The organism is Actinoplanes sp. OR16, from assembly GCF_004001265.1.
Lineage (GTDB): Bacteria > Actinomycetota > Actinomycetes > Mycobacteriales > Micromonosporaceae > Actinoplanes.
Genome location: NZ_AP019371.1, coordinates 883,674 through 896,042, shown reverse-complemented (window position 1 = coordinate 896,042; position 12,369 = coordinate 883,674). Strand labels below are relative to the sequence as shown.

The 12,369-nt window shown below is 69.8% G+C and carries 10 protein-coding genes; 3 read left to right on the top strand and 7 right to left on the bottom strand.

Going from position 1 to position 12,369, the window contains the following annotated elements:
• Window positions 1-9: 9 nt before the first annotated feature.
• The 6 genes from EP757_RS04010 to EP757_RS03985 form a co-directional block, all read right to left on the bottom strand.
• Window positions 10-720, bottom strand: a complete 711-nt coding sequence (locus tag EP757_RS04010; RefSeq protein WP_127542850.1) for an SDR family NAD(P)-dependent oxidoreductase — start codon at window positions 718-720, stop codon at window positions 10-12.
• A gap of 10 nt (window positions 721-730) precedes the next feature.
• Window positions 731-1,330 (bottom strand): helix-turn-helix domain-containing protein, encoded by a 600-nt coding sequence (locus EP757_RS04005; protein WP_146002939.1) that lies wholly within the window; start codon window positions 1,328-1,330, stop codon window positions 731-733.
• A gap of 253 nt (window positions 1,331-1,583) precedes the next feature.
• Window positions 1,584-3,209: a GMC oxidoreductase gene (locus EP757_RS04000; RefSeq protein WP_127542848.1), complete on the bottom strand. Its 1,626-nt coding sequence runs from the start codon at window positions 3,207-3,209 to the stop codon at window positions 1,584-1,586.
• Window positions 3,210-3,247: 38 nt separating this feature from the next.
• The gene (locus EP757_RS03995) at window positions 3,248-4,834 is read right to left on the bottom strand and encodes a phospholipid carrier-dependent glycosyltransferase (RefSeq protein ID WP_127542847.1); all 1,587 of its coding nucleotides are present in this window, start codon (window positions 4,832-4,834) and stop codon (window positions 3,248-3,250) included.
• 26 nt (window positions 4,835-4,860) lie between these two features.
• Window positions 4,861-5,247: a hypothetical protein gene (locus EP757_RS03990; RefSeq protein WP_127542846.1), complete on the bottom strand. Its 387-nt coding sequence runs from the start codon at window positions 5,245-5,247 to the stop codon at window positions 4,861-4,863.
• 166 nt (window positions 5,248-5,413) lie between these two features.
• On the bottom strand, window positions 5,414-6,334 hold the full coding sequence (locus EP757_RS03985; protein ID WP_127542845.1) for a CDP-alcohol phosphatidyltransferase family protein: 921 nt from the start codon (window positions 6,332-6,334) through the stop codon (window positions 5,414-5,416).
• A 1,312-nt stretch (window positions 6,335-7,646) separates the two neighbouring features.
• On the opposite strand from EP757_RS03985, the gene EP757_RS03980 reads away from it, so the two are divergent.
• Window positions 7,647-9,386 carry a pyruvate dehydrogenase gene (locus EP757_RS03980; protein WP_127542844.1) on the top strand — a complete coding sequence of 580 codons (1,740 nt, stop codon included), beginning with the start codon at window positions 7,647-7,649 and terminating at the stop codon, window positions 9,384-9,386.
• Between the two features lies 1 nt (window position 9,387).
• On the opposite strand, the gene EP757_RS03975 is transcribed toward EP757_RS03980, so the two are convergent.
• Window positions 9,388-10,383, bottom strand: coding sequence for an acyl-CoA desaturase (locus tag EP757_RS03975; protein ID WP_127542843.1), 996 nt, complete (start codon window positions 10,381-10,383; stop codon window positions 9,388-9,390).
• Window positions 10,384-10,492: 109 nt separating this feature from the next.
• On the opposite strand from EP757_RS03975, the gene EP757_RS03970 reads away from it, so the two are divergent.
• Together EP757_RS03970 and EP757_RS03965 are read left to right on the top strand one after the other, a co-directional pair.
• Complete coding sequence (locus tag EP757_RS03970; RefSeq protein ID WP_127542842.1) at window positions 10,493-11,773, top strand: sensor domain-containing protein; 1,281 nt, start codon at window positions 10,493-10,495, stop codon at window positions 11,771-11,773.
• Window positions 11,725-12,363: a response regulator transcription factor gene (locus EP757_RS03965; RefSeq protein WP_127542841.1), complete on the top strand. Its 639-nt coding sequence runs from the start codon at window positions 11,725-11,727 to the stop codon at window positions 12,361-12,363. The genes EP757_RS03970 and EP757_RS03965 overlap by 49 nt, the downstream gene beginning before the upstream one ends.
• The last annotated feature ends 6 nt before the right edge of the window (window positions 12,364-12,369 follow it).

Sequence of the window (12,369 nt, the reverse complement as noted above, 5' to 3'; positions counted from 1 at the left end):
AGTCCCGGGTCAGAGCAGGAGGCCTCCGGTGGCGCGGATGTTCTGACCGGTCAGCCAGTCCGCATCCGGGGTGGTCAAGTACGCGACCACCGCCGCGATGTCCTCGGGGCGGCCCAGCCGGCCCAGCGCCGTGGCGGCGATCGTCGGCGGCAGGGCCGCGGGGGGATTCGTCGCGTGCAACAGGTCGGTCTCGGTGGCGCCGGGGGACACCGTGTTGACGGTGATGCCGCGGGCGGCCAGTTCGCGGGCTGCCACGGCGGTGAACTGTTCGAGGGCCGCCTTGCTGGCGCCGTAGAGCGAACCGCCGGGCGCGGGGATCACCGTGTTCAGCGTCGAGATGTTGATGATGCGGCCGGGGGACCGGAGCAGTGGGATCGCGGCCTGGATGGCGAAGAGCGGGAACTTCGCGTTCACGGCCATGACGCGGTCGAAGTCGCCGGGGGTGAGGCCGGCGATCGGCTTCGGGTCGTTCACCGCCGCGTTGTTGACCAGGATGTCCAGGCCGCCGGCCACCGACGCGAACACGGCGGGCAGCGTGGACAGGTCGGCCTGGTCGCAGCGGACGGCTTCGGCGCCGGTCTCCGCGGACAGCTCGGCGGCGGCATCGTCGGACGTGCGGTAGGTGACCACGACCCGGACGCCGTCCCTGGTGAGCCGGCGCACCACGGCCCGCCCGATACCCCGCGAGCCGCCGGTGACGACTGCTGTCCGTCTCGTCATGGCGGTGACGCTACGAACCGACCCGCTCCGGTGTCTTGAACGAACGCGCGAGCCCGGCCCTGAGCATCGCCGGCGTGAGGCCGGAAAGGGCATGGACTTCCCTGGTGAGGTGCGGCTGGTCGGCGTACCCGGAATCGGCCGCCACCCGCGGCAGAGCCGTGCCCGCCGCGAGCATCCGGACAGCGCGCTGAAAGCGGGCGGTCCGCGCCACCATGCCCGGCGTGATGCCGACTTCACGCTGAAAGAGCGACTCCAGCCGCCGCCGGCTGATCCCGAGCGCGGCAGCGGTCGCCCCGACCCGTCCCGCCCCACCACTTCCCGTCCCGGCCCGCCCCGCAGCCGCCTCGCCGGCCCGCTCCCTTTGCAAGATCCGCCAGCCTGCCATGACGGAAATATCGGATATGTCCGGTCTAGGAACCATCCCACTGGCCAGACGTGACCGCAGCCACCGATCCAGCACGGCGAACCGCTCCCGCCACGACCCCGACGACGCGAGCATCGATGCCAGAAGTTCGTCGTCCGAGCCCACGACCGCCGCCAACGGGACCGTCCGGCCTGCCAGTTCCCGCATCGGCATCCCGAGCAGCGCGGCCACCCCGGCAGGCGTCAAGCCGACGGTGACTCCGTGCCCCACACTTCCTCGGAGCAGACGGCAGGCCCCGAACCGCACCCCGACACCATCCGGGCCCCGCCGGCGAAATCGATGACGAGCACGGCGACAGTGAGCGGCAGCACCCGATGCGCGACCGGTGAATCCCGATAAAATCCGCTATATCCGACAACAAGCCTCCGCAGCCGCGCATCCGGCCGCCCGACCACCGTGACACACGGCGTCCGAACGACCTCCAGCGGCAGCGAATGGATCATGACAGTCGGAGAGCGCCGGGCGCATGAGCCGGCACGACGGGACTCCGGGGCGGTACGGGCGCGAGCCGGACATAGTCGCCACCGAGCGGCGGCCGTGAATCCGGCGACCCCTGATTGGGCCAGAGCGCCACGGCCCGCTCGGCGAGCGCCGTGATGGTCAGCGACGGATTGACTCCCAGGTTCGCCGGCACCGCCGAACCGTCGATCACGTGCAGCCCGGGGTAGCCGAACACCCGGTGGTACGCGTCGACGACCCCGTCCGAGGCGGATGCGCCGATCGTCGCCCCGCCCAGGATGTGTGCCGTGAGGGGAATGTCGAAGATGTCACCGACGGTTCCGCCGGGGAAGCCGCCGATCCGGTCGGCGAGCCGCCGTACGGCCTCGTGCCCCACCGGGATCCAGGTCGGGTTGGGACTGCCGTGCCCGGGTGACGTGGTGAGGCGTCCGCGCCGGGTCCGCCGCACGGTGAGCGAATTGTCCACCGACTGCATGACCAGCGCGATGATGGTCCGCTCGCTCCACCGCCGGACCGAGAGCGAATGCGCCAGCACGACCGGGTGCCGCAGCGCCTGCCAGAGGAACTTGAGCGGCCGTGGCACTCGTCCGCCGCCGTCGACCAGCAGCGTGGAGAGCAGGCCCATGGCGTTGCTGCCGGGGCCGTACCGGACGGGTTCGATGTGGGTGTCGGCGTCCGGGTGGAACGACGACGTGATGGCGATGCCGCGGTTGAACGGCTCGGCGGGGACGTCCTTCACGGCGGCGCCGAGCAGGGCCTCCGAGTTGGTCCGCGTCAGCTCCCCGAGCCGATCGGAGAGCAGAGGCAGCACTCCGGTGTCCTTCATGGCGTGCAGCAGCCGTTGTGTCCCGAGCGCGCCGGCCGAGAGGATCACCTGGTCGGCGGTGAACGGGCCCTGAGTCGTCTCCAGGGACCAGCCGGGCGACAGCGACGTCACCTCGGTGTCGGCGTGCACCGTCACTCCGGCCTTCTCGGCCAGGTACAGGTAGTTGACGTCGAGCCGGTTCTTCGCGCCCACCTTGCAGCCGATCATGCAGTTGCCGCATTCGACGCAGCCGGTGCGGTCCGGCCCGGCGCCCCCGAAGTACGGGTCGGGCACCGTCTTCCCCGGCTCGCCGAAGTAGACGCCGACCGGGGTGCGCCGGAACGTGTGCCCGGCGCCCATGTCGTCGGCGACCTGCTTGATCACCACATCGGACGGTGTCATGGTGGGCTGCTCGGTGACGCCGAGCATCCGGGAGGCCTGGTCGTAGAAGGGCGCCAGCTCGGCGGCCCAGTCGGTGATGCCGGACCAGCGCGGGTCGGCGAAGAACGGCGCCGGCGGCCGATAGAGGGTGTTGGCGTAGACGAGCGATCCGCCGCCGACCCCGGCCGCGGAGAGCACCATGATGTCCTGGAGCAGCGTGATCCGCTGCATGCCGCGCAGACCCAGTTTCGGGGCCCAGAGGAAGTTCCGCAGGTCCCAGGAGGTCTTCGGCAGGGTGTCGGGGGTGAATCGGCGGCCGGCTTCGAGCACGCCGACCCGGTAACCCTTCTCCGCCAGGCGCAGGGCGCTGACGCTGCCGCCGAAGCCACTGCCGACGACGACGATGTCGTAATGCGTCATCGCATCACCTAAGCATTACCGGCGAGTAACCGGAAGAGCTAGCGCCGATAGACGGTCATCGAATGGCCGACCTCGGCGATCGGGGTGCTCGACTCGATGAGGCGCTTCAACCGGCCGGTGGCCAGGGCTACGCGGGAGTCGGAGACGACGAGCAGCCCTCGTACCTGATCCTCGGGAACCTCGAAGGGATTGCGGGAACGGATGCCGTAATAAGCGGGCACGCCGGCGCCCTTGTAGACCAGCCAGGCCTCCTGTCCGTCCAGGTAGGCGCTGAGGCGGGGGAGATCCTGCCCCCAGTCGACGTTGGCGTCGTGAAGATTGTTGTGGGTGTTGCCGGTGCCGCCGAACGCGATGTTCGAATAGGGGATGTAAGTCGGAAACGTCATGACAGAGCCGACGGCGACGGTGATCACCAGCGGAATCGCGGCGATGCGCTGCCATCTGATGAGCGCGACCGTCCCCGCCGCCACCGCCAGGAACAGCGGCAGGAAGATCACGTAACGGGTGCCGAAACCGCGCGACCCGGTCATCGTGGCCAGCAGCAGGACGGCCGAGACCGGCAGAACGTAGAGGGCGGCGGCGCGCAGCCGGGGCAGGACCAGCATGGTGATCACTCCGGCCGCCCAGAGCAGCAGCATCCCGATCGGCGTCTTGATCAGCACGGCGACCGGCATGTAGTACCAGAGCGACCCGCGATAGGACTCGCCCAGCAGGAATCCGTTGTAGAGCCTGTTCTCGAACTTGAACTGGACCAGCATGCCGTCCCGGTAGGCCTGCGGTAACGGCATGAGGTCCACGGCGAGCCCTTTGAGCCCGCCCGGGTGCGGCAGATTCGGCGGGGTGGTCCAGCGCAGCCGCGGATCGACGGCCAGATAGCTGATCCACACCACCGCGATCGCGATGATCCCGACGCCCGCTGCCGCGCCCGCGGCCAGCAGGATCCTCCGGCGTCGCTCCGGGCGGTCCGCTAGCGCCTTCCACGCCGAGAGCGCCACGAGCAAGATCATGATCGGTACGGCGGGCAGCACGCTCATCCGCGTCGCCAGCGCCGCGCCGAGGGCGACCCCGGCCGGCGGCAGATAGAGCTTCGGCCGTTCCCGGGCCCGCCAGGTCGTCCAGAAGGCGATCAGCAGCAGGCCGGCGGCCGGCACGTCAAGTGTGGCGAGCGAGCCGTGCGCGATCACGTCCGGGGAGAACGCGTAGAGGGCCAGCGCGATCAGCCCGCCCGCCGGCCCGGCCAGGTCGCGGGCGAAAGCCAGCACCACCAGCCCGAACAGCAGGGTGAGCAGGATGATCGGCAACCGGGCCAGCAGCATCAGCTGGAACGGGTTGTTGCCGCTCTCGTAGAGCAGGTTCCGGCCCAGCCGCGTCTGGTTGCCCTCGAACGCCGGGTCCAGCGTCGCATCTGCGAACGCCAGCCCGGCCGCGATGAACAGCTTGCCGAGCGGCGGATGCTCCGGGTTGTACCGCAGGCTGTGCTGCTGCCGGTAGACCTCGGCCGCCCCGACGTAGACCGGCTCGTCGATCGTCGGCGACTGGCTCACCGCCGTGGTGACCATCGCGAACGCCATCTGCCCGAGTAGCGCGACCACGGCGAGCAGGTAGAACAGGCGGCGTCGCGGCATCGGGCAAATCTAGCCGGTGCTGCTTCTCAGAGCCCGACGGTGCGTGTCGCGACCAGCCCGCGCGTCGCGTCACCGGTGATCGAGGGGATCTCCAGCTGCCAGCCGCTGGTGAAGCAGGCGTCGGTGGAGAGGGTCATGGCGTGCCCGTCGTCGCCGGGAAGTGCCAGCTGGGCGGCGTGCACCGGCCCCAGCTCGTCGCGGAACACCTCGAAGTGCACGTGCGGCCAGTGCCCGTCGTACTCGCCCGGGAAAGCGCCGGGGAACGTCACCCATCCGGTGGGGTCGCTGGTCTGCCTGCCCCGCGACTCGCGGTCGCAGTGCCAGAGGCTCACCTCGTACCCGGGCACGGGCCGTCCCGAGTTGGCGCTGACGAGCTGCAGCTTCACCGTGAGCGGCACGTTCTCCCTGTTCATGCGAACCCGATCGGCAGCCCGGCCCCGGGCCGGATCACCGGTCAGGTGCAAAACAGGAGCACCCCCCGGCCGATCGCCGAGGGGTGCCGCCATGTCGATGCTGCCGTTCGCCGTGCCTTCGTGCCTTCGTGCCTTCGTGCGTGCGGGCTGCTTTGTGCGTGAGGTGTCAGACGGTGGTGGGGATGCCGGAGACGGACGCGCTGGGGGCCGGCGCGCTCGGGGCCGGAACCTGGGCGGCCTGCCATTCGGCCAGTTCCGCTTCGGCCTTCGCCAGTTTCGCCGGGTGCTGCTGGCAGGCGCGGAGAAGCTTGAGGATCAGGAACAGCTCGAAAGTGAGAAGCGCCGCGCCGGCCGCGATCGTGACCGGGATGACCAGGCCGAGCAGCGGGCCGACGATGAAGACGAACATCTCGTACTCGATGCCGCTGAACAGGTGCGTGCGGATCCGGTTGCGCCGCAGTGTGTTGCCGACCCGGCGCTTGAGCGACTGCCGCCCGGCGGGCTGCGCGGGAGCCGGGCTGACCGGCTCGTCGGACTCGGACTCGGAGTCGGTCTCGACGACGGCCGGGGTGATCTCCGGGCGGAGGGCCTCGATCTGCTCGCGCATGACCCGGCGGACCTTCGCCATCTGCTGGCCGTTGAGGTACCGGAAGAGGTCGAGGAAGACCGCGACCGCCATGACCCAGAGGTAGGCGACGTTCTCGGTCTGCAGGTACTGCCCGCCGAAGAGGAAGATCGCGCAGAAGAAGACCCGAACCCGGTCGAGCACGAAGTCGAGCCACTGACCGAAGATCGTGCCGGTCCCGTTCAACCGTGCGATCTTGCCGTCCATGCAGTCGACGACGAAGCTCAGGTGGAAGCAGAGCGCGCCGGCGGCCAGCGCCCAGCGGTCACCGATGGCGAAGAAGACCATCGCGCCCACACCGATGACGGTCGCGAACAGTGTCAGAACGTTCGGCGTGATCCACCGATAGGGCGCGACCAGGCGCACCAAACGAGACGCCAGCGGGTCGACCAGAAGCACGGTCCACCACGCGTCAACCGGCTTGTAGGTCCGTTCCCGGATCTCCTGCAAGGTCACCTTCACGCGCGGCACTCTAGACCTTAATCCTATGCGAACGCCAAATGCCCCGCCGGTGAAACATGGGCCACTACCTGCAGTGACGCTGTCTGCGCCGCGCGGTAACCGGTTACCGATGTCTGCTCCGGCCGGGTCGTCGAATCCGCTCGACCCTACTCGCGAGTCACCCTCGTGAAAGGGCCCCCCGCGCCCACCCGAAACCGGGTGGACCCATTGCACTCCCGGCCCCCCGACCCGGATTCAACGACAATACGCCCACCCGCCCCTCCCGTCTCGCGATCCCCTCGATCAACGCCCCTCCCACCCATGCCAGCCCGCCGCCCGACAGGTTTCGAATCCCCGCCCGCCGAGGAGGAACGCCCCGCCCGCCAGGGAGGAATAACCCGCCGCAAGCCAGGTCCCCGCAAGCCAGGTCCCCGCAAGCCAGGTCCCCGCAAGCCAGGTTCCGCACGTGAGGTCCCCGCACGTCAGGTCCCGGACTGCCGCCTGTCAGTTCACTGTTCACGACACGGAGATCTCGCCCTCCACGCATCAGCGGCACTCCCCGCCGCCCGCCGTGTCTCACACTCGAGCCGTCAGTGGCGCTCCCGGTCGTGCGCCGTTCTCGCACTTGAGCCGTCAGCAGCGGTTCCGGTCGTGCGGCGTGTCTCGCACTCGAGCCGTCAGTGGCGCTCCCGGTCGTGCGCCGTTTTTCGCACTTGAGCCGTCAGCAGCGGTTCCGGTCGTGCGGCGTGTTTCGCACTTGAGCCGTCAGTGGCGCTCCGGGTCGCCCGCCGTGTCTCACTCTCCAGCCGTCAGCGGCTCTCCTCGCCGCCCGCAGGTCTGGGATCGCCGAGCGCCGCAGAACGCCGCCGAGCGCCGCAGAACGCCGCCGAGCGCCGCAGAACGCCGCCGAGCGCCGCAGAACGCCGCCGAGCGCCGCAGAACGCCGCCGAGCGCCGCAGAACGCCGCCGAGCGCGACCGACCGCCTTCGAAGCGCGGCAAGCGCGACCGGCCGCCTTCGAAGCGCCGCCGAGCTCGACCCAGCGCCTTCGAAGCGCAGCCGAGGGCCTTCGAAGGGTTGCCAACCGCGGCCGACGGCCTTCGAAGCGCGGCCAAGCGCGGCCGACCGCCTTCGAAGTGCGACCGACCGCCTTCAAAGCGCCGCCGGGCGCCGCCGAGCGCCGCCGAGCGGTGTCGCGGGCAGCGGGGACTTGCGCTGCACGGATGGGAGGGCTCGGGGTTCACGGGCGGAGTGAGACGCACGTCCCCGTTCGGGGGTGGGGGTGCGCGGGTACACCGAAGCCGGAGCCGACAGGGGCGTGAGGGGTGGCGGGGATGTTCGGGACGAAGCAGACGGTTGCGGACCAACTGGTCGAAGTGCTGGTGCAGGCCGGCGTCGAGCGGATCTACGGAATCGTGGGGGACAGCCTCAACTCGCTGAGCGACGCCATCCGGCGCAGCGGAGCGATCGAGTGGGTGCACATGCACAACGAGGAGGCGGCGGCGTTCGCGGCCTCGGCGGAAGCACAGCTCACCGGTCGGCTCGCGGTCTGCGCCGGCAGTTGCGGCCCCGGCAACACCCACCTCATCCAGGGCATCTTCGACGCGCACCGCTCGGGCGCGCCGGTTCTGGCGATCGCCTCGCACATCGTCTCCACCGAGATCGGCACCGGCTTCTTCCAGGAGACCGACCCGAAGCAGCTCTTCGGGCAGGCCAGCCACTTCACCGAGCTGCTGTCGTCGCCCGAGCAGATGCCGCGGATGGCCCGGGTCGGCATCCAGGAGGCGATCGGCAAGCGGGGCGCCGCGGTGCTCGTGGTGCCCGGTGACGTCCTCGCCGCCAAGGCCGTGAACGAGACCGGCACCGCCCACCGCCCGGCCGGCCCGGTGATCGGTGCCCCGTCCGCCGAGGTGATCGAGGAGCTCGCCGAACGGATCAACGAGGCCGAGACGGTGGCGATCTTCGGCGGCATAGGATGTGCCGGCGCCCGCGATGACGTGCTGAAACTCGCCGACGTGCTCGCCGCTCCGGTCGGTCACAGCCTGCGGGGCAAGGAATCCCTGCAGTACGACAACCCGTTCGACGTGGGCATGTCCGGTCTGCTCGGTTACGGCGCGTGTTACGAGGCGAGCCACGAAGCGGATCTCCTGTTGCTGCTCGGGACCGACTTCCCGTACCGGCAGTTCCTCCCCGGCAAGAACACCGTCCAGGTCGACATCGACCCGTCCCGCCTGGGCCGGCGGACCCCGCTCGTGCAGGGCGTCGCCGGTGACGTCGGCGCGACGATCCGGGCGTTGCTGCCGAAGCTGAACCACAAGAAGCGCGACTTCCTGGACCGGATGCTCGCGAAGCACTCCGAGGAACTGGAACGCGTGGTCGGCGCCTACACCCATGACGTCGAGCACCTCACCCCGATCCACCCGGAGTACGTCGCCTCGATCCTCGACGAGGAAGCCGCCTCGGACGCGATCTTCACGGCCGACACCGGCATGTGTTGCAGCTGGATCGCCCGTTACGTCACCCCGAACGGCCACCGGCGCCTGCTCGGCTCCTGGGTGCACGGCACGATGGCGAACGCTCTGCCCCAGGCGCTCGGCGCGCAGAAGGTCTTCCCGGGCCGGCAGGTCGTCTCGATGTCGGGTGACGGCGGCCTCGCGATGCTCCTCGGCGAGCTGCTCACCGCCAAGCTGCACAATCTGCCCGTCAAGACCGTCGTCTTCAACAACTCCAGCCTCGGCATGGTCCGCCTGGAGATGCTGGTGGCCGGCGATCCGCCGTTCGAGACCGACCACGAGGCGGTCGATTTCGCGGCCATCGCGCGGGGCGCGGGTCTCTTCGGCGTACGCGTGGAGAAGCCCGGCGACCTTCGTCAAGCGATGCGGGAATTCCTCGATCATGACGGGCCTGCCGTTCTCGACGTGGTGACCGATCCGAACGCCCTGGAACTGCCACCGCACGTCACCAAGGAGGAGGCGGCGGGATTCGCGCTGGCGGTCGGGCGGACGGTCCTGGGCGGTGGGGTGGGCCAGATGCTGCACCTGGCCCGGACGAACCTGCGGAACATCCCTCGCTGAGTTATTTCTTTCGCAATCCGGCTCCTACTTCGTGGAGGTGGCGCAGCGCCTGCGCATAGGAGTCGGTGAGGCTGGTGATCTCGTAGGGCACCCCGATCTCCGCGCAGTAGCGCTGCACCAGTGGCTGCGCCTTCCGCAGGTTCGGCGTCGGCATGGCCGGGAACAGGTGGTGCTCGATCTGGTAGTTGAGGCCGCCGAGCGCGGCGTCGACGATCCGGCCGCCGCGGACGTTGCGGGAGGTGAGGACCTGCTTGCGGAAGAAGTCCTCGGTGCCGTCGGGGTGGGGCATGCCCTTGTGATTGGGCGCGAAGGTCATGCCGAGATAGACGCCGAACAACGCCTGGTGAACGACGAAGAACGCGAGCGCCTGCAACGGGGTGAGAACGAGCAGTAGCGCTGCCGCATAGCCGGCGAAATGAGCGATCAAGAGCGCGGCCTCGGTGGTGCGCCGCTTGACGGTGCCGTCGAGCAGGGCCCGGACGCTGTCTTTCTTGAGGGAGAGGCCGAGCAGCGTGAGCAGCGGGAAGAACAGGTATGCCTGGTATTTCGCGATGAATCCGTGCGCGTTCTCCTCGTTCCACACCAGGACGCCGGGGCCCACATCGGGATCGAGATCGTCGTGGTTCGGATTGGCGTGGTGCTTGGTGTGCTTGTCCATCCAATAGCCGTAGGACATGCCGATCGCCAGATTGCCCGCGATCAATCCCGCTCGGGCGCTCGGCTTGTTGGTCCGGAACACCTGCCGATGCGCGAGGTCGTGAGCCACGAGAGCGGTCTGCGCGAACGCCACCGCCAGGAAGACGGCCACCGCGAGGGTCCACCACGACGAGCCGATCAGGAAGAACGCCGTCCAGCCGCCGATCAGGGCGAGCGCGACGGCGGTGAGGCGGAACGCGTAATAGGCGGGCCGCCGCCGGAGCAACCCGGCCGCGTTGATCCGGCGGCTCAACTCCGCGAAGTCGCTGCCGGTCGTCCGTGGTGCGGCTGTCGTCGTCATGGCATCCAGCGTCGGGCGTTCGCGCGGAGAAGTCAGGAGTGCCTGCTCCCCACTTGCTGGTAGGGCTGGCACTACCGACAGGCTGGCGCGTGCGCGCCAGGATGAGGACATGGATTCGCGTGACTGGATCAAAGACGGCGTGAAGGCGGTGGCCGGCGGGGTGCTGAGCGTGGCGCTCGCCATCACGAACATCCCGCTCTTCGTCCTGTTCGTGGTGTCATTGGTGCTCACCCCGGTGCTCGGCATCGGTCTCGTGCTGCTGCCGCTGGTCACCGCGCTGATCCGCTTCCGGGCGCGGATCGCCCGCCGGCTGTCGGCGACGTTCGGGATGCCGATCGCCCGCCCCTACCGTCCTCTTCCGGAGAGGGCCGGGCTGCTCAAGCGATACCGCTGGATCGTCACCGACCCGGCGACCTGGCGGGACTTCGCCTGGCTGCTGCCCGGCGCGGTGGCCGGCCTGGTGCTCGGCGTGCTGTCCCTGGCCGTCCCGCTCTACGGCATCGAGGGCATCCTGCTGCTACCGCTCTGGATCTGGCTGGGCACGGGAGAATACGGCTACGGAGCGATCTGGCCGATCGAGACGGTCGGCGAGGGCTTCCTGTCGCTGCCGCAGGGCACGATCATCCTGGCGATCGGCCTGGCGGTGGCGCCCTACCTGCGCAACGCCGACGCCTGGTTCGCCCGGCTCTTCCTCGCCCCGACCCGCAACGCCGAGCTGCGCCTGCGGGTGAGCCACCTGACCACCACCCGCGCCGAGAACCTCGATTCGCAGGCCGCCGAGCTGCGCCGCATCGAGCGCGACCTGCACGACGGTGCCCAGGCCCGGCTGGTGTCGCTCGGCATGACGATCGGCCTCGCCGAGGAGTTGGTCGCCACCGATCCGGCGACGGCCCGCAAGCTGCTCGCCGAGGCGCGGGAGGTCAGCTCCGACGCGCTCACCGAGCTGCGTCACCTGGTCCGCGGCATCCATCCGCCGGTGCTCGCCGAGCGCGGGCTCGAAGGCGCGGTGCGGGCTCTCGCGATGGCGCTGCCGATCCCGACCGCCGTCGGCGCCGCGGTGCCGGGCCGGCTCGACACGCCGGTGGAGTCCGCGGCGTACTTCGCGGTCGCCGAGGTCCTTGCGAACGCGACCCGGCACAGCTTCGCCCAGCACGCCGAGGTGCAGCTCTGGCACAACGACGGGGTGCTGACCATGCGGGTCAGCGACGACGGTCTGGGCGGCGCCGACCCGTCCCGGGGAACCGGTCTGCGAGGCATCGAACGCCGTCTCGCCGCCTTCGATGGCACGATGAGCCTGTCCAGCCCGCCGGGCGGACCGACCGTCGTGACCATGGAGCTGCCGTGCGCGTTGTCATCGCCGAGGATCTCGCCCTCCTCCGAGACGGCCTGACCAGGTTGCTGGAGGCGTACGACTTCAAGGTCGTGGCTGCTGTCGACAACGGACCGTCGTTGCTCCCGGCGCTGATAGAACACCGCCCGGACGTCGCCGTGGTCGACGTACGCCTGCCGCCCACCTTCACCGACGAGGGCCTGCAGGCGGCGATCGCGGCCCGCAGCGAAGTGCCGGGCATGCCGGTGCTGGTCCTGTCGCAGCACGTCGAGCCGCTCTACGCCCGCGAGCTGCTGAGCGACCGCAAGGGCGGCGTCGGCTACCTGCTCAAGGACCGGGTCTCGCACGTCGCCCAGTTCGTCGACGCCGTTCGCCGGGTCGCCGCGGGTGGCACGGCGATGGACCCCGAGGTGGTGTCACAGCTGCTGGCCCGGCACGAGCCGCCGCTCGCGGCGCTGACCGGCCGGGAGCGCGATGTGCTGACGCTGATGGCCGAGGGACGGTCGAACGGGGCGATCGCCGCGAAGCTCTTCGTCGGTGAGAAGGCCGTGAGCAAGCACATCAGCAGCATCTTCGCGAAGCTGGACCTGCCCCCGTCGGACGACGACCACCGTCGCGTCCTGGCGGTCCTGGCCTATTTGAACGCCTGATCGTAA